Genomic DNA, 17900 nt, shown 5'->3' on the forward strand with positions numbered 1-17900 from the left:
GAGCATCCCAAAGTTGCAAATTGTCCTTGATTGATAATAGTTGATCTGATTAATTTCCCCCCGTCTCCCCATCTCCCCCTCTCCCCGTCAAACTCCAAGAATAAGTTTTTGGCAAAAATGGGATGCTCCCCATTGTCCATTATCCATTGTCCATTTTACCTATCGTGTTGGCAACTTCCTGTAATACTTGTAAACTTTTTAAAGAACTCCGAATTAAATGTATTGAATTTGATGGATTTTTCAGCATTTGACGAGCTAATATTAAAGGCTGTAGGCTTCCATCTTCCATAAAAGCGTCTGTTAAATCAGGTAAATCTTGCTGACAACCATCACTAATCACCCGAATCATAGCCACAGGAATGTTTAATTTATCACTCCAATTTAAGAGTGCATAACCTTCCATATCAACTACATCAGCTTGATATTTTTTACCTAATAAAAGCTTTTCTTCAGCAGAACAAATAATGCGATCGCTGCTTATTCCTTCCCCAATAATAGTCATATTTCCTAACTGCTGAAACAGGGCGTTTGTCAAAAATTGGTCACACGAGCCCTTACTTTCCTGACTATAATCCATTAAACCACACTTTTTGTACAAAATCACATCCCCTACAGAATAATTTAGGGACAAACTACCCCCTAACCCCATCAGAATCAATCTTTGAGAGATTTTATCAAGAAAGTTTGGACTTTGTTGCCACTGTTCCAGGAAGTTAGTTAAAGGTTGAATACCAGCAGGAATGGCTATAATTTTGAATTTTGATTTATTTATGCCTATTCCTTGGTATACTGCTTGATATTCCATCCCTTGAGGAACTAAAACAGTAGCAAAACTAGGGTTTTGATCATTCGGGTTATAATGGGAGTGTGTTCTAGATAACATTGACGATTCTTGCAAATCTTTCTTATTTGAAAAACGATAAAAATGGTATATAACAAGTTAAAGACACTTATTAAAAATTAATGCTAATTGAGCCGTTCAGCAAAGATAGCTCAAACATAGCATAGAAATCATAATAAGTATTTACCGATTGTAATCAATTATTTTAACTCTAATTACCTCTAATTCGTTATCCCTATCTTTCTTACTATGACAGACTCTATTATTCTCCAGGTTAATCAACTTGTTAAGCAATTTGCTAATCATCCTATTCCTGCTGTGGATGAAGTTAACTTTCAATTGGCCCAAGGAGACATTTTAGGGTTATTGGGACCCTCTGGTTGTGGCAAAACCACCCTCTTACGGATGATTGCAGGGTTTGAGCAACCTTCCGCCGGAATCATCGAACTCGGAGGCCATCTGGTTGCTAGTGCTTCTCAGTTACTCCCCCCGGAACAGCGTAACACAGGGATGGTGTTTCAAGATTATGCCCTCTTTCCCCATTTAAACATAGCTGCTAACATTGCTTTTGGCTTAAATAAGAAAAAATTAAGCAAAAAAGACATAAAATACCGTATTGCTGAAGTATTAACCCTAGTTGGACTAGAAGGCTTAGAAAAACGCTATCCTCACCAACTTTCCGGAGGACAACAACAACGGGTGGCCTTAGCCAGAGCATTAGCCCCTCAACCTGCCTTAATTTTACTGGATGAACCCCTCAGTAACCTCGATGTACAGGTTCGTGTTAGACTGCGCCATGAAATTCGTCAAATTCTCAAAGCAACAGGCATCACGGCTATTTTTGTCACCCACGACCAAGAAGAAGCTTTAGCCATTTGTGACAAAATTGCAGTCATGTCTTCTGGAAAAATCGAACAACTGGGAACCCCTGAAGCCATCTATACCTGTCCTTTGTCTCGTTTTGTGGCTGAATTTGTCACCCAGGCTAATTTTATCCCTGCTAAACGACAAGGGAAACTCTGGACTACAGAAATAGGCCAATGGGAACTATCTTCCTCTCCAGAAACCGTCCCCGAAGGAGACTTGATGGTGAGACAAGAAGATATCCGCTTAGAACCCGATGACACGGCCAAGGTAGTTATAAGCGATCGCCAATTTTTGGGCAGAGAATACCGCTATTGTTTACAAACCCCTTCTGGTGGTCAAATTCATGCGAGAACAACGTTACAAACCCAGTTAGCTGTTGGGACTAAGGTTCAACTAGCGATCGCTTCTCAGTCTGCTCAAATCTTCCCTGCTGTTCCTGTAAACTCTTCAAATTAACAGCATTAGAGCATTCCAGAAAATCATCATTTTCAGAGAACTAGGAGGTGGCAGTCTATGATTGCCACCTCCTAGTTAATTGCAGTCAGTTCTTTTTTTACTGTTTCAGATACAAGTTGTGATTGAGAACAACAGTTACTTTGGAGCTGATCACAGCTTTTAAGATCAAAATTAGCATAATAGCTGTATATAAGATTAAGGTTGTGTTAATAAATTGCTTAATTGTGGGAATACTTAAATTAGATGAGGGTCCCAATTTTCTCAATTAGCCATTTTAATATGGCTGAAACCTTTATCTAAATTTTGCTTTGAGAGATTTTTGCCCAACTTTGATACTGGCAAATAATAGACATGAAAACCAAACCCTATTTAATTTTTCATCTTCATGACATTCAGTAAAGAAGCCGGCAAAATCCATATCTACCACTAATTCTAAAAGAGGAGAGATAGTCCTGAAAATGCCTACTAAGATTAAACAAGATATAAAACAAGATATATTCACAAAGTTACTAATGCGTTTTGGAGTTTCTATATTGGAGGGAGACAACCTTCTCAGGAACTGGCTAACACAACATAAAAAAGCTAATGAAGAAACTTTTTTAAGATTATTAAAAAAGACAAATGGTTTTACATATTATCTCAAAAACAATCAGACAAATCCGATTATTCCCGGACCAAATTCAGTTGTTTATTTACCAATAAATGGACTAGAAAATATTCCAGATCTGACTGTAAGGAAACATTTACGGACATGGATAGATGGGGAAAGAACTCTAGAAGTTATTGCCAACCAAATGGGTAAAGATGTTCGGACGATAGAGAAAGTATATTCTGATTGGTCAAGACAAAATTGGGTGATTTTTGAAGAGAAAATCCCAATTAGTAATAATTATAAACCAACTATTTTATCAGTTGATGATAGTTTGATTGTACAAACGACTATGAGACGAATCTTGGGCGATCACTGCAATCTTGTATTATCAAGTAATGCGACAGATGCTCTTCATCTACTCAATAAACATCAAGTTTCTTTACTCTTGCTTGATCTCACCATGCCTGATATGGATGGGTTACAAGTCTGCAAAACCCTAAGAAGTATTCCTAAATTCTCTGACCTCCCAATTATTATGGTAACAGCCAGAGATGGGCTTTTTGATAAAGTTAAAGGTAAATTGGCTGGAACAAATCGCTATTTACTTAAACCATTTGATGCTGAAACCTTGTTAGGTGTTGTTAATGAATTTGTTCATTGTGGGAATATTTAAATGGAAGGTTCCAATTTTGCCAATTACTCATTTTAATATAGTTGGCTGAAACCTTCCTCTAATGTTGCTTTGACAGATTCGCTTACAAAAATAGGCTGTTCCCAAACTTTGATCCTCTCAAATAATAGCTATGAAAACCAAACCCTATTTAATTTTTCATCTTCATGACATTCAGTATGGAATAGATGCCAATTTAGTGAAAGAAATTTTTCTATTACCTGAACTTATTCCCATTGCTGAAGCCCCCATTGATATTGTCGGTATTCTTAATTTAAGAGAAAAATTGCTACCGGTAATGCACCTAGATTTAAGATTAGGAAATCCTTTTACTAGATGCCAACTGACTGACAGTATCATTGTTTTAGATTGGAATAATTTACAGATTGGAATCATTGTTAATGCTGTTCATGAAGTTAAAGAAATTGGATCAGAAATAATTGAAAAAGAGATAAATTATGGACGTAGCAACAATATTAATCCTGCCTTTATTTCAGGGATGGCAAAAATAGATGATAGTACGATTCTTTTACTTAATCCTGAAGCATTAATTCGACAACCTGATGAGGTTAAAGATTTAGTAGAAGAAGTAGAACAATTAGAAGATAGTGAGAGTCGGGATAAAGTCAAAGTTCTTAGCAACTTTTATGAGTTGTGTTGTCCTAATGCAACCCCAGAAGAACGAGCAAATTTTCGGCGACGGGCTGATAATTTACGACAAGCAACCCTAGAAACCATTACGAATATAACCGAACAACTTCCCCTAGCCATTATTAGTCTCAATGGGGAATACTTTGGCCTAGATTTAGACACCGTAAGGGAGTTTATTAACATTTATAATGTTACTTCGATTCCCTGTTGTCCTCAGCATATTTTGGGCAATATAAATTTGCGGGGAGAAATTGTTACCTTAGTAGATATAAGAAGTTCCTTAAATTTACCAATAAAGACGGACAAAAATACTTCTAAAGCAGTGGTTATTGAAGTCGATGAAGTGGTAGCAGGACTACCAGTTGATGAAGTCTTTGATGTCATGTATTTACCTCAAAGCAGAATTAATTCTGTACCAATGGCTGTGGAATCTAGCCGACATGAATATCTAAGAGGAACGGCTGCTTATGCAGACAAAATGTTAACCATTCTCGACTTACCTAAAATTATTACCCAAGGAAATTTAGAAGTGAACGAAGCTGCTTAATTTTATGGGAAATGCTAATCATAAGACTTCCTAAGTCTTGTGATTAGCAGGAAAAGAAAGTAAAGAAATAATTGAAGAAATTGATCACATTGTCTCTGTTTTTGGGAACTCTAAGGATAGAAAATTCAAGAGAGTTTTCTTTACGAAAGAATGTAAAAAAAAATTAAATATACAATCATTTTTTCGGCAAATCATTTCCCAATATTTCATTTTTTGTGTCTAATCTAAACTAATTTTAAAACATGGAACGTAAACTTAAAGTTAATCAAATTGTCCCCCTCGGTTTTGGTCTTATTATCACCATCGCAGGGATAACCACTGGAGTTAATCAATGGACTCAAAGTAAGTTAGTAGAGTCTCAATACTCGGTCGATCAGACCTATGAGGTAAAACTAGGCCTGAAATCCATCGAAAAAGCGTTAGTGGATGCAGAAACAGGACAACGGGGCTTTATCTTTACCAGAGAAGAAAGATACTTAGCAGACTATAACACTGGACGAGAAGATTTTACCCCTCTCATAGAAGGATTAAAAGAATTGGTGAATGACAACCCCAAGCAGATTGAAAGAGCAAAGAATGTGCAGATGAACGCTGAAAAAAAATTTGCTGAGTTAGCAGAAACCATTCGCCTCACCAAAGCCGGAAAATTTGAAGAAACTAGACAATTGGTACTTTCCGATCTAGGGAAGAACATCATGGACGAAATGCGAGTTGAGATGCAGGAAATGATAGATGAAGAAGACACCTTACTACAAGAACGCATCAAAGCATCTGAACGCCTCCAGTTCATTGCTAGTTTAATTAACTGGGGTGGTTGGGTTGTGAATTTGGGACTAGGTCTTTATATCTCCTTCGTGGTGTCTCGCCTGATCATGAAACCCATTGACGATGCAGCCAATGCCGTTGCTGTTGGTGCCAATGCAATTTCCACTACCGTAGAACAACAAGCACGCACCATCGACGAACAAGCCACCTCTGTTGCCCAAACCACCACCACAATGGATGAGTTAGGTTCAGCTTCTCTCAAAGCGGCAGAACAAGCCGAAGAATCTGCCGAAGGGGCCCGTAATGCTCAACAGTTAGCCGAAAACGGAACCTTAGTGGTAGAACAAACCATGGAGGGAATGAAGATTCTCAAAGACAATGTAGGGGCGATCGCCGAACAAATTATGCGCCTCAGTGAACAAACTGGTCAAATTTCCAGTATTTCCGACCTAGTAGGAGACATTGCTAACCAAACCAATATGCTTGCCCTAAACGCGGCGGTAGAAGCAGCCAGAGCAGGAGAGCAAGGAAAAGGATTTACCGTTGTTGCCAGTGAAATTCGCAAATTAGCCGATGAAAGTAAGAAATCGGCCGAGAAAATTAATCTCCTGGCTAAGGACGTTCAAGCTGCCATGAACTCCACCGTGATGGTAACAGATGAAGGAACCAAAAAAGCTAACGAAAGTATCGAATTAGCCCAAGGAACCGCCGAAACCTTTACTGGCGTGAGAAACTCTATTGAACGGGTATTCGTCAACAGCCAACAAATCTCCCTCAGTGCCAAACAACAAGCTGTTGCGGTACAGCAAGTCATCTCCGCCATGAACGAATTAACCATCGGTACCCAAGAAACCACCGCAGGAATTAACCAAGTCAAAGTCACTACCGACAAGCTCAGCAACGACGCAAAAGAGTTACAAGCAATTGTTTAGAGGAGGAATTAACAAGCTTGAAGATCAAATCTTCAAGCCTGTTAACTATTCTGTTACTTAGCAACCTGAGTTCGATATAAGGAAATTTCGAGAAAACTGACTCAAATCAGAAGTCTCAAACCTTCATTCTCTCGTTAACAAAATTATAACTCCTAACTCCTAACTCCGAACTCACGTTAGCACGAACCTTGTCCGAACTCCTATGAACTCTCCCAAACGCCTATGTATATCGAAGACAACGAACTTAGAGATATTTATAAAACCGTTACCCCAGAACGCTTACAAAACCTCGAAGATGCCTTAATTCATCTCGAAAAACAGCCCGATGATCAAGCTAAAATCGAGGAATTTCTACGGGAAGCCCATACCCTCAAAGGCGACTCCAGAATGTTAGGGGTTAAAGATGTGGAAACCTTGACCCATGAGATAGAAGATTGCTTAATCGCTATCAAAAAGGGGAAAAGTGTCCTTACGCCCGATTTATGCGATCGCATTCATGCTGGACTAGATGCGACTCGTAAGCTGGTTCATGAAGCTGTCACAGGGGAACCGGCAGACGTGGTGGTTTTCCAGGTTTTGGCCAATTTAATGGGGGCCCAAAGCGATGATAACGGTAATGGTAATGGTCACAGTGCCTCTGACGCTTTTATTGCGCAAGAAACAGATTTGTTTAATGATGATTGGCTCTTGACTGAAACCCCTAGCAGTTCTGAACCAGTGGCTGTTAGCCCTCAACCAGTGGCTGTCAAAGAAAAACAAGACCCAGTTACCCCACAACAACCCGTTCGCCTTGCCACCGATACCCTAGAGACCATTCGGGTTGAAGCAGCCAAACTGGATACCTTAATCCGACAAGTAGGAGAGTTAGGGGTTACTAAACTGCGAATTGCCGAGCGTATGACTGGCATTGAATCCATTGTTAACCTCTGGGAAGAATGGAGTCGAGATGTTTCGGTTAATCGTTCCCTTTTCCGACAAGAATCCCTTAATGGTCATTCTCCGCAACTCCAAAAGTTCTACAACCATGCCGAACAACGCTTAGAAGAACTAGGAACCATTATTAGTCAGTTAAAAAATGCTGCCTACGAAGATAACGCCAGTTTAGACATTGTTTCTAACGAATTAGAAGCAGGGGTCAAAAACCTAAGACTGTTACCCTTATCAACCATTTTTACCGTCTTTCCTCGTATGGTAAGGGATTTAGCCAAAGAGCAGGGCAAACAAATTAATCTGGTCATCGAAGGAGGAGAAACTTTAGCAGACAAGCGGGTTCTTGAAGAAATGAAAGATCCCCTGATGCACATCCTTCGTAATGCAGTGGATCATGGGATCGAAATCCCTCAAGAACGGGAGATAAAAGGAAAATCTCCCACTGCTACCATTCGTCTATGCGGTTATCAAACAGGTAGCATGATCGCCATTGACATCACTGATGATGGTCGAGGATTAAATCTCGAAACCATTAAACGCACAGCCATACGGCGTGGTATCTTTAGCGAAGAAGAACTGGAAAAAATGACCAGCCCTGAGATTCAATCCCTTATCTTCGCCTCTGGATTTTCCACCCGTGCAGAAGTCAGCGAGATTTCTGGTAGAGGGGTGGGTTTAGATGTAGTTCGCGCCAACGTCGAACGGCTCAAAGGGTCTATTCAAGTGGAATCTACCCCAGGAATGGGATGTGAGTTTCGCTTACAATTAAGCACCAGTTTAGCTACCAGTCAGGTGTTAATTGTAGAAGTTAATGAAACTCCCTACGCCATGCCCTTAGAAGCAGTAGAAACCATGCTGCTTATCTCCCGTGATGATATCTTTGCCCTAGAAGGAACCGAAGCCATTACCTTTGGAGGTGAACCTGTATCTATTACTTGGTTAGTGGATCTCCTAGAATTACCCGTTACTGTTCCTACTTCTGCCAAAGCTATTCATACCAGTGCCAAGACCCTTTCTTGCATCATTTTAAAATTTGGCACAAACCGCTTGGGTATTATCGTTGATGACATCCTTGACCAACAGGACATCGTTTTAAAACCCCAAAGCAAGTTACTCAAGCGTATTCGCAACATTAATGGTGCCACCATTCTTGGGGATGGGCAAGTTTGCATGGTTCTCAACCCTGAAGACTTGCTCAAATCCGTACAAGGGGGAGGCGGCGCAACCGTTTCCCAACAAACTCAGCAGAAACAGACAAAATCTAAACTGCTATTGGTGGAAGATTCCATCATCATTCGGACGCAAATGAAACGTTTATTAGAGGAGGCAGGTTATGACGTAACCATTGCTGTGGATGGATTAGAGGGCTTTAACAAATTGAGAGCAGGTCGTTTCGATGCAGTAGTTTCTGATGTAGAAATGCCTAATCTCAGTGGCTTAGACCTCACTGCCAAGATTCGCCAGTATGGAGAATATAACGAATTACCCATTATTCTCGTCACCACCTTGACATCCGAAGCCGATAAACGTCGGGGAGCGCAAGCAGGGGCCAATGCTTACCTAACCAAAGGTGATTTCGATCAAAAAATCCTGATCGAGACGTTGAGACGGTTCATTTAAGAGTGTAGAAGTGCAGGAGTGTAGGAGATTTGATCTTTAAACTTGTTAACTATTCTGTTACCTAGCACGGACTTTGTCCGAACTCCCTGCCACCCACCACCCAATAACTATTCAAATCGAGATACAAAAAATGTCAGACTCTAAAATCAAAGTTTTCTTAGTGGAAGATTCTCCCGTTGCTTTAGGACTGTATAAAAGACTTCTTCAATCTTGCCCAGAAATTGAAATCGTAGGAACCGCCAGTGATGGACTACAAGCCTTGTCTTTATTGCCCCAAGCAAAACCCCAAGTCATGGTAACAGACCTTCATATGCCCAATATGGATGGTATTGAATTAATTAAACAAGTTATGGCTAACTGCCCCATGCCCATATTAGTCTTAAGTAATGTTGTACAAAAAAGCGACATTGACAATCGATTTGAAGCAATGAAAGCAGGTGCATTAGAATTTCTTCCCAAACCCCAAGGTGGATCAAGGGATGGAGAAGCACTTCAAAAAAATTTAGTCACTAAGATCAAAGTCTTGGCTAATAAAAAGGTTGTTGCTAAGGCTTTGAAGTAGGGTTAAGCAGTGTAGGAGTTTAGGAGTGCATAATACTTGATCTTGAACAAAATTGTTTCACGCAGTCCCCATCTAAAATTTTCACCTTAGATGGGGTTGCATAATACTTTCTCTAATTTGAATTAAAGATCAACTGTTTCCTTTACTTAACTTGAATTTCTCTAAAACTTCTTGTGGTAGCGTTACTCCCAGTGAATTGCCAATTTTACAGAGTTTTAATTTCATTTTTTCTTGGTTATTATTGCTGTAATAACTTTAATTATACTCTAACTAAAAATCATGAGCCAAGCGCCTATTAAAGTTTTATTAGTTGAAGATTCTCCCGTAGCTTTAAACATTCTCCAAAGACTACTAAAATCTTGTCCTGAGATTACGATTGTTGGCACAGCGAGTAACGGAAAAGAAGCTCTAGAGTTGATTCCTAAGCTTAATCCCGAAGTGATTTGTACTGATCTCACTATGAAAGGTATGGATGGTTTAGAGTTGACGCAACAAGTAATGGCTAAATATCCTACACCCATTTTAGTAATTAGTAATTCGGTACAAATATATGACAAGAAGAATGTTTTTAACCTCTTACAAGCGGGAGCATTAGATGTCTTTCCTAAGCCAAAAACTGGTCTAGAATCAGACTACGGCAAAGTTAAAAAACAGTTATTACATAAAATTAAAGTTATATCGGGAGTGAGTGTCTTTAGGAAACCTCTTCGACAAACTCTTGCTTCTTCAATTAATACTAAATTATCATCTACTCAAACAGTATCGACTTCTGAAGCAATAAAAAAGATATCAGAACAAGAGAAAGGAAACATTATTGCTTACTTAAAAGCAACTCAAGATATTGCTGCTTTTCCGGTTAGAGTTGTTGCTATTGGGGTTTCCACAGGGGGGCCAAGAGCATTAAATCAAGTTATCAGTCCACTGCCAAAAAATTTTCCCGTTCCCATTATTTGTACCCAACATATTAGTCTAGGTTTTTTGGAAGGATTAGTTAATTGGCTAGATGGAGAATGTCAACTCAGAATTAAAATTGCTCAACAAGGAGAATCTCCCCAACCTGGAACGGTTTATTTTGCTCCTGAAAATAGCCATTTACAACTGACATCTCAAGGTAAATTTATTCACAGTTCTACAGAAGCAGTAGACGGACATTGTCCTTCAGCTACAGTTATGTTTCAATCAGTTGCTAAATTTTATGGTAGGAAAAGTCTGGGAATTTTATTAACAGGAATGGGAAGAGATGGAGCAACTGGAATGAAGGCGATCGCAGAAATAGGAGGAATGACAATTGCTCAAGATGAAAAAAGTTGTATCGTTTTTGGAATGCCTAAAGCAGCCATAGAAATAGGTGCTGCAAAACATATTCTTCCTCTCCAAAAAATCGCTCCTTTACTTACAAAAATTCAGCGACCATAACAAGTCCAAATATAAGAATTTTAAGTATCTAAACTACTAGATTTAACTCACTGGTAGACAATAAACTAAACTCCGAACTCATAAACTTCTAAATTCCTAAACTACCTAAATGGTCAACAAAACCTCATTATCGTCAGACTTACAAACATCATTTCATCACTTACTCTCCAAGCGCATAGGTTTAGTCATTCGAGAATCAGAGCGAGAAACTTTCGTCAATAAACTGTTACTAAGAATAGAAGTTCTTAACTTATCTAACCCAAAAGATTACTATCTTTTTTTAAAAGGTAACAGTCAAGAAAGCGAAAAAGAATGGCAACATCTTGTCCCATCATTGACCAATAATGAAAGTTATTTTTTCCGAGATAAACAACAGCTTCAATTATTACAAGATAATATTTTTCCAGAAATCATTTCTCGTAAGCAAATCGATAAAACAATTCGCGTTTGTAGTGCTGGATGTTCCACAGGAGAAGAACCTTATTCTTTGGCAATTTTGCTCAGTCAGCTTATTCCAAATTATCATGAATGGAACTTAGATATTTTAGGAGTAGATATTAATCAAGAAGCTCTTAGAAGAGCAAAAAAAGGTGTTTATAACCCTTGGTCGCTACGAGGGGTTAGTCCATCAGTTATTCAAACTTACTTTAAGAAAGTAAAAAAACAATACCATCTAGATGATAATATCAAACGTATGGTACGGTTTCATTCTGTCAATTTAGTCAAAGATTCTTTCTCTTTTGGAGAAATTGATTTATTTATTTGTCGAAATGTTTTTATCTATTTTAATTTAACAGCGATTGCCACAGTATTAGATAAATTTCATGGGTCTCTACATCCTCATGGCTATTTATTAACGGGACACACAGAACTATCGGGACAAAACTTACATAAGTTTACGGCAAAAGTTTTCTCTCAATCATTAATTTATCAACGTCGAGCTAATAATTCAATGCCAGCAAAAATCAATAACATACCAGCCGTTACTCATGAGAAAAAAAATATTAGTAAGCCATTAATTCCTCCATTAACTCCTATTAAATCTACCCAAAAATCCCGAGCTTATTCTTCTCTATCCGTAAAAAATGACCCTATTTATTCTACTGCTAAAACAGCGATTAAACAACTAACCAATGAGCAACTTATCAAAACAGCAGAAGACTTAATCAAAAAAGAGAGATATGATGCTGCCATAGAAAAAGTAAAGAAAGTTCTAAAAAATAATCCTAATAACTTTCAAGCTTATTATCTTTTGGCTCAAATATCTGCCAATAAAGGACTTTATGAAGAGGCTGTTACTAATGGAAATCGAGCTTTACAAATAGATTGCTTTGCCATTGCTCCTCATTATCTCTTAGCACAAATTGCTGAAGAAACAGGAAAACTCGAAGAAGCAAAATCCTTGTTGAAGAAAATTATTTATTTAGAGCCATCTTCTGTCGGAGCCTATCTAGATCTCAGTCACATTTATACACAAGAAGGAGATGACAAAAGAGCCGTTAAAATGTATCAAGAATCTTTGAACATATTGAAAAAATTACCACCTAATACTCCAATTGTAGAACGAGCAAATCTTACAGCCTCTCAATTATTATTTCAACTTCAGACAGCTAATTTCGTCCTGTAGCAAAAGTTTTGATAGCTATAAAATTTCTTTCTGAAAGTTATAGCAATAGACAGGCTAGTTAGGACACATAAATTATATTTTAAGGGAACAGGGAACAGGGAACAGGGAACAGAAAAATGTCCTAATAGCTTTGGCGACTGCTATAACACAGTAGAGGTCAACGGCCGTTGACTCCTACTCCGAACTCGGGTTGACAACCTTGAGATACTTGTGGCAAAAAATTTGCACCAAGAGTACCTCACTTAAATTGGGAAAAATCAGTTAAAGTATTAAATAAAAGCTAAGAAGCGCGCTTAAGTATTATGACATCATCTTCCCTTGCAGTTCGAGAACTTCCTATCTTTCCCCTACCTGAAGTCGTATTATTTCCTGGTCGTCCTCTACCTCTGCATATCTTTGAATTTCGTTATCGGATGATGATGAACACTATTTTAGAAGAGGATCGTCGTTTTGGTGTGGTGATGGTCAACCCTGTTGATGGAGAAATTGCTAAAGTAGGAGCGTGTGCTGAATTAATGCGTTTTCAACGTCTTCCCGACGATCGCATGAAAGTTTTAACCATGGGACAACAACGGTTTCGAGTTCTAGAATATGTCAGAGAAAAACCTTATCGGGTCGGTTTGGTAGAATGGCTAGAAGATGAACCAACCCAGGAAAACCTCCATCCCTTGGGTAATGAAGTAGCACAGTTATTGCAGGATGTTGTCCGTCTTTCAGCTAAATTAACCGACCAAAAAATTGAACTACCCGATGATTTACCGGAACTTCCTGTAGAATTATCCTATTGGGTAGCCGGGAACTTGTACGGAGTCGCAGCAGAACAACAAGCACTCTTAGAAATGCAAAACACCAAAGGCCGTCTTGAACGTGAAGTTGAAATCTTAACCTCTACCCGCAATCATTTAGCAGCGCGAACCGCACTGAAAGATGTACTCAAGTAGGTGAACAGTTAACAGTTATCAGTGATCAGTGACCAGTTAGCATTAAAGTTCTTCAATATCCTTTTCTTCGAGAAATAACACTGGATAACTACCGTATATCTTGATAATTTCCGTATGATTGGTTAAAGCATCCAGGGCGTTAATAATGTTGGGATCTTCGTGGTTCCCCTCAATGTCGATATAAAAAACATACTCCCCGAGCGATCGCTTGGTTGGACGGGACTCGATGCGACTGAGGTTAATATTGCGTTCAGCAAACACCTGTAATGGTTTCATCAAAGAACCAGGAACATTCTCAGGGACACTGAAAGCCAAAGAAATGCGACTACTCACCGTCGGAATGGGGTCTAAGGTCATTACCCAAAAACGGGTACAGTTATCCGGATAGTCGTTGATATGGTTGGCTAAAATAGGCACATGGTACAGTTTAGCAGCACGAGGGGCAGCGATCGCCCCCGATGTTGGTTCGAGACTGATTTTTTGTAAAGCTTCTGCGGTAGAATTAGTAGGAATTAAGGCCACGTTGGGGAGGTTTTTCTCTAACCATCTTTGACATTGTGCCAAAGCTTGAGGATGAGAATAGACCGTTTTGATACCACTCAGAGACGTTCCCCGTGAAAAGAAAGTATGGATAATGGGTAGAACTAACTCCTGTTGAACTTTCAGGTTGTCCAGTTGCCAAAGGGTGTCCAAGGTACAAGCAACACTACCTTGCGTCGAGTTTTCCACCGGCACTACGGCCTTTTTGGTGTCTCCTTGAGCAACAGAATGCAAGGTTTGAGCAATACTAGGACAAGGACACAATAAAGAAGATTGTGCCTGAGTCTTTTCTAACCAATGAGCATAAGCTAAAGCAGCAGTTTCTGCATTAGTACCAACCGGTCCGAGATGAGCAAGAGAAATAACCATAAAAATAATAATAAATAAGTCTGTCATTTTCACTTTGCCAATTAGCTTACCCTCTTTTGTACACAAGCAGAAAAATATGTTATACTAATGAAGATGTATGGCGAGCGTAGCCAAGTGGTTAAGGCACCGGGTTGTGGTCCCGGCACTCGTGGGTTCAAGTCCCATCGTTCGCCCTTAATTAAATGATTGCTATTTCTTAAATTATTCTTGGGTTTTCTAGACCATTCAAAAATGTTGGGCTAGGCTCAGAAGTAGCATTCTAAGGGAAACTATGTGTGGCATTGCAGGAATCTGGGGACAAACAGAAGAAACTAGCGTTGAAGCGATGATGAAAAGTATTGTTCATCGTGGTCCAGATGCAAAAGGTGTTTTTACAGTTCCCGACGGTTCAGGAATTTTGGGGCATCAAAGATTAAGTATTATGGATGTAGATGGGGGAGATCAACCCATTTATTCTAAAGGAAACAGTCAAGCAATTATTGGTAATGGGGAAATCTATAACTATCCGAAATTAAAACCAGAATTAGCGAAAAAATACAAATTTGCAACCAAAAGCGATACAGAAGCAGTTTTACACTTATATGAGGAAAAAAATACCACAGCAGTAGGCGAATTAGATGGAATGTTTGCCTTTGCTATTATTGACGATAATAAGTTTATTGCTGCCCGTGATCCCATCGGCATCAAGCCCCTTTATTATAGCAAAAAGGACGGTGATTTTTGGTTTGCCTCGGAATTAAAAGCTCTTACGAAATTTTGTGAGAATGTAGAAGAATTCCCCCCTGGTCATTTCTTCTCATCGGAAACAGGATTTTCTCAATATTATAGCTTACCAGATATTCCTCCTGAACCAGATGCTAATGTCGATGATTTACTGCAAGAAATACGAGAAACTGTAGAAGCGTCTGTGGTCAAAAGATTGATGGCCGATGTACCTTTAGGGGCATTTTTATCGGGAGGTTTAGATAGTAGTATTATCGCTGCTATAGCCAAAAAACATAAGTCTGAATTACATACTTTTTCTGTAGGTATTGCCGGGAGTAAAGATATTAATGCTGCTCGTTTGGTGTCTGATTATTTAGGAACCATACACCACGAATATATTATTACTCCCGAAGAAGCGATCGCCAAACTACCAGAGATTATTTATTACTTAGAATCCTTTGATCAAGACTTAGTTAGAAGCGGTATTCCTTGTTATTTTACCTCTCGTTTAGCCTCGGAATATGTCAAAGTAATTCTTACAGGAGAAGGTGCAGACGAACTATTTGCAGGTTATACTTACTACAAAGATATTCCTAGTGATGAGACCTTACACACAGAATTAAGACGTTCAGTTAATAGTTTACACAACATTAATTTACAGCGTGTTGATCGTTTAACTATGGCCCATTCTATTGAGGGAAGAGTCCCATTTTTAGATTTAAAAATGATCGAACTGGGTCAAAAAATACCAGCACATTTAAAACTCAAAGGTACACCTCCTGTAGAAAAGTGGATCTTACGAAAAGCCTTTGAAGATATGTTACCAGAGGAAATTGTTTGGCGCAAAAAAGAACAATTTGACGAAGGTAGTGGTACAGTTGACTTATTGACTGAAACCCTAAAAGATGTCATGAATGAAGAACAAGCTAGACAATATCAAAAAGAGCATTCAGGTACAAAATTAAGATCACCAGAAGAGTGTTATTACCACCAAATATTTATGAAAGCTTTTGATAACCCCCATGCTATCTTAACAAATGTTGCTCGTTGGGCAGAAACAAGGTTTTAGAACTTTAAAATTCACAAATTCTCTAAAAAATCCTCTAAAGTAGTATTGGTTTGTATCAAAATATTTTTGAGGGTTAGGGGATTAAGTTCTTGTCGAGGATGAGGGATAGGAAAAGTAATTGTATTGGTTTCTCTTTTTTTGAGAATAAAATGATCTCCATTATGTCTGTCTTTTTCAAATCCCAATTTCTGAAAAGCTCTAATTGCTTTTCTACTAGAAATGTTAGTTAAATAAGATGTCGGGATTGAGGGATAATCATCATTAGTGTCCTGTAATTCATTAATGATCTTATTATCCTCTTTCTTATATCTTTCTAGGACAAATTCTAAGTATTTATTTTTTTCAACTTCTGAGTTCAAATTTTCTCTTAGGGTTTTATTTTGTGCAATTAATCCTTCTTTTTCTTGTTCCAAATTTTGTGCTTCTTCAAAAGCATATTGTGATTCTTTTTGAACTAGGTTTAGTTGTCTTTTAAACTCTTGTTGTATGGTTTCTTCTCTTTGTTGAATGGAATTTTTATTAGATAATTGTAATTCTTGTAAATCATTGATTTTTTCTTCGTTTTCTTGATTTTGAATTATTAAAACTTCAATTTTCTTTCTCAAAGACTGAATGTGTTTTTTACTTTCTTGTTCTAAGTTTTGTTGTTCCTCTAATTGTAACAACAAGTTATCTTTTTCTTGTTTAATCTCTTCTAACTCTTGAGATTTATCTTGCCAAACTTCCAAAATCAAAATTTCTTGTTCGTATTCCTTGATAATAGCTTGAAGATTTCGTATTTTTTGAGTCTGCTGAATTTCTATCTTTTCTAATTTTTTTTGTTCTTTTTCTCTTTCTTCGATTAAACGGTAATTTTGTGATATTTTTTCTTTAAGATTATTCTGGAGAATCGTAATTTCTTTTTGTAATTGAATTTGCTTATTTTCTAACAGTTCTTGATTTTTATCAGCAATTTTTCTTTTTTCTTTTTCTTTTTTTACTAATTCTTTCTCTAACTTTATTCTTTGGAACAACTGTTGTTTTTCCCTAATAGTTAAAAGTCGATACATTAAAAAACACTCAGTCAAACTCCAGATAAATATTCCACCAATTATAAATAATAAAATAGTTAAATTGTAAATAGAAAAACGAGCATTTTCTTCAAAAGGATTATGAATCCATTGTAATAATTCCTGTGAAAATTTCTCAGTGGTATTTCTAATATAATAAACCCGAGCCAAAATAAATTGTGAATCAATTGATTTCTGATTGTCAATCTTCTCTTTTTCCTCACTAAAATAATAGCGTCTAGCAGAAGATGAAAAAGGATCTAACAATAAATCATGGGGATAACGATTGAGATTCTTAACTGATATTTTATTAATCCAATTTGATTTATTGGGAAAATTATCATGAGAATAATCAATAATTTTATTTCCTTCTATATCCGTAATAATTAATCCTTGTATACCATGATAATTAGTATTTAAAATTTGCTCAATTTGTTTTTGATTATTACTACTAAGAGCAGAAGATAAAGCTAAAGGAACTGTGGGAAATAAAACATTAGAATCCCATCTTTGTGATGCAAGAAAAGTATAATTCTGATAGGTATAATAAGTTTGACGCAGAGCTAATATACCAATAACTAATAACAATAACTCAATAATAATGAGACGGCTAATAATAACCGCAACTTTTCTACAGGATAACTGCTTTCTTAAGATCGAAAAGAACATTGTCTTAAGATTTTAGGTATAAACAACAATTATAATAATTTCCTTGACAAAAATTCAAGTTTTCTTTATATTATTTAACTTA

13 protein-coding genes and 1 tRNA gene are annotated in these 17900 nt (G+C 37.7%); 11 read left to right on the forward strand and 3 right to left on the reverse strand.

Going from position 1 to position 17900, the window contains the following annotated elements; all coding sequences use genetic code 11:
- Nucleotides 1-139: 139 nt before the first annotated feature.
- On the reverse strand, nt 140-883 hold the full coding sequence (locus QNJ66_RS12005; protein WP_300506946.1) for a purine phosphorylase: 744 nt from the start codon (nt 881-883) through the stop codon (nt 140-142).
- A 207-nt stretch (nt 884-1090) separates the two neighbouring features.
- Here QNJ66_RS12005 and QNJ66_RS12010 point away from each other — a divergent pair, with 207 nt between their 5' ends.
- The 9 genes from QNJ66_RS12010 (at nt 1091) to QNJ66_RS12050 (ending at nt 13417) form a co-directional block, all read left to right on the forward strand.
- Nucleotides 1091-2164 (forward strand): ABC transporter ATP-binding protein, encoded by a 1074-nt coding sequence (locus tag QNJ66_RS12010; RefSeq protein WP_300506949.1) that lies wholly within the window; start codon nt 1091-1093, stop codon nt 2162-2164.
- A gap of 458 nt (nt 2165-2622) precedes the next feature.
- Nucleotides 2623-3429, forward strand: coding sequence for a response regulator (locus tag QNJ66_RS12015; RefSeq protein WP_300506952.1), 807 nt, complete (start codon nt 2623-2625; stop codon nt 3427-3429).
- Between the two features lie 130 nt (nt 3430-3559).
- Nucleotides 3560-4624, forward strand: a complete 1065-nt coding sequence (locus QNJ66_RS12020) for a chemotaxis protein CheW (protein WP_300506953.1) — start codon at nt 3560-3562, stop codon at nt 4622-4624.
- Nucleotides 4625-4866: 242 nt separating this feature from the next.
- Nucleotides 4867-6321 (forward strand): CHASE3 domain-containing protein, encoded by a 1455-nt coding sequence (locus tag QNJ66_RS12025; protein WP_300506955.1) that lies wholly within the window; start codon nt 4867-4869, stop codon nt 6319-6321.
- Between the two features lie 222 nt (nt 6322-6543).
- The gene (locus QNJ66_RS12030; RefSeq protein ID WP_300506958.1) at nt 6544-8871 is read left to right on the forward strand and encodes a hybrid sensor histidine kinase/response regulator; all 2328 of its coding nucleotides are present in this window, start codon (nt 6544-6546) and stop codon (nt 8869-8871) included.
- A gap of 130 nt (nt 8872-9001) precedes the next feature.
- Nucleotides 9002-9433: a response regulator gene (locus QNJ66_RS12035; RefSeq protein ID WP_300506961.1), complete on the forward strand. Its 432-nt coding sequence runs from the start codon at nt 9002-9004 to the stop codon at nt 9431-9433.
- A 279-nt stretch (nt 9434-9712) separates the two neighbouring features.
- Nucleotides 9713-10849, forward strand: a complete 1137-nt coding sequence (cheB, locus tag QNJ66_RS12040; RefSeq protein ID WP_300506964.1) for a chemotaxis-specific protein-glutamate methyltransferase CheB — start codon at nt 9713-9715, stop codon at nt 10847-10849.
- Between the two features lie 109 nt (nt 10850-10958).
- Nucleotides 10959-12476 (forward strand): CheR family methyltransferase, encoded by a 1518-nt coding sequence (locus tag QNJ66_RS12045; RefSeq protein WP_300506966.1) that lies wholly within the window; start codon nt 10959-10961, stop codon nt 12474-12476.
- 302 nt (nt 12477-12778) lie between these two features.
- The gene (locus QNJ66_RS12050) at nt 12779-13417 is read left to right on the forward strand and encodes an LON peptidase substrate-binding domain-containing protein (protein ID WP_300506969.1); all 639 of its coding nucleotides are present in this window, start codon (nt 12779-12781) and stop codon (nt 13415-13417) included.
- A 42-nt stretch (nt 13418-13459) separates the two neighbouring features.
- Here the strand turns inward: QNJ66_RS12050 and pheA are convergent, their stop codons facing one another.
- Complete coding sequence (gene pheA / locus QNJ66_RS12055) at nt 13460-14326, reverse strand: prephenate dehydratase (protein ID WP_300507072.1); 867 nt, start codon at nt 14324-14326, stop codon at nt 13460-13462.
- Nucleotides 14327-14426: 100 nt separating this feature from the next.
- On the opposite strand from pheA, the gene QNJ66_RS12060 reads away from it, so the two are divergent.
- Nucleotides 14427-14499, forward strand: a tRNA-His gene (locus QNJ66_RS12060).
- A gap of 98 nt (nt 14500-14597) precedes the next feature.
- Nucleotides 14598-16100, forward strand: coding sequence for an asparagine synthase B (gene asnB / locus QNJ66_RS12065; RefSeq protein WP_300506972.1), 1503 nt, complete (start codon nt 14598-14600; stop codon nt 16098-16100).
- Between the two features lie 11 nt (nt 16101-16111).
- Here asnB and QNJ66_RS12070 read toward each other — a convergent pair whose 3' ends face one another.
- The gene (locus QNJ66_RS12070; protein ID WP_300506975.1) at nt 16112-17818 is read right to left on the reverse strand and encodes a type II toxin-antitoxin system HicA family toxin; all 1707 of its coding nucleotides are present in this window, start codon (nt 17816-17818) and stop codon (nt 16112-16114) included.
- Nucleotides 17819-17900 lie beyond the last annotated feature (82 nt).

The organism is Crocosphaera sp., assembly GCF_030064895.1.
Lineage (GTDB): Bacteria > Cyanobacteriota > Cyanobacteriia > Cyanobacteriales > Microcystaceae > Crocosphaera.

Excerpts from the sequence above, each read along its gene's own strand:
- QNJ66_RS12005 (WP_300506946.1), bottom strand. The coding sequence starts at position 883 with ATGTTATCTAGAACACACTCCCATTATAACCCGAATGATCAAAACCCT.
- QNJ66_RS12010 (WP_300506949.1), top strand. The coding sequence starts at position 1,091 with ATGACAGACTCTATTATTCTCCAGGTTAATCAACTTGTTAAGCAATTT.
- QNJ66_RS12015 (WP_300506952.1), top strand. The coding sequence starts at position 2,623 with ATGCCTACTAAGATTAAACAAGATATAAAACAAGATATATTCACAAAG.
- QNJ66_RS12020 (WP_300506953.1), top strand. The coding sequence starts at position 3,560 with ATGAAAACCAAACCCTATTTAATTTTTCATCTTCATGACATTCAGTAT.
- QNJ66_RS12025 (WP_300506955.1), top strand. The coding sequence starts at position 4,867 with ATGGAACGTAAACTTAAAGTTAATCAAATTGTCCCCCTCGGTTTTGGT.
- QNJ66_RS12030 (WP_300506958.1), top strand. The coding sequence starts at position 6,544 with ATGTATATCGAAGACAACGAACTTAGAGATATTTATAAAACCGTTACC.
- QNJ66_RS12035 (WP_300506961.1), top strand. The coding sequence starts at position 9,002 with ATGTCAGACTCTAAAATCAAAGTTTTCTTAGTGGAAGATTCTCCCGTT.
- cheB (WP_300506964.1), top strand. The coding sequence starts at position 9,713 with ATGAGCCAAGCGCCTATTAAAGTTTTATTAGTTGAAGATTCTCCCGTA.
- QNJ66_RS12045 (WP_300506966.1), top strand. The coding sequence starts at position 10,959 with ATGGTCAACAAAACCTCATTATCGTCAGACTTACAAACATCATTTCAT.
- QNJ66_RS12050 (WP_300506969.1), top strand. The coding sequence starts at position 12,779 with ATGACATCATCTTCCCTTGCAGTTCGAGAACTTCCTATCTTTCCCCTA.
- pheA (WP_300507072.1), bottom strand. The coding sequence starts at position 14,326 with ATGGTTATTTCTCTTGCTCATCTCGGACCGGTTGGTACTAATGCAGAA.
- asnB (WP_300506972.1), top strand. The coding sequence starts at position 14,598 with ATGTGTGGCATTGCAGGAATCTGGGGACAAACAGAAGAAACTAGCGTT.
- QNJ66_RS12070 (WP_300506975.1), bottom strand. The coding sequence starts at position 17,818 with ATGTTCTTTTCGATCTTAAGAAAGCAGTTATCCTGTAGAAAAGTTGCG.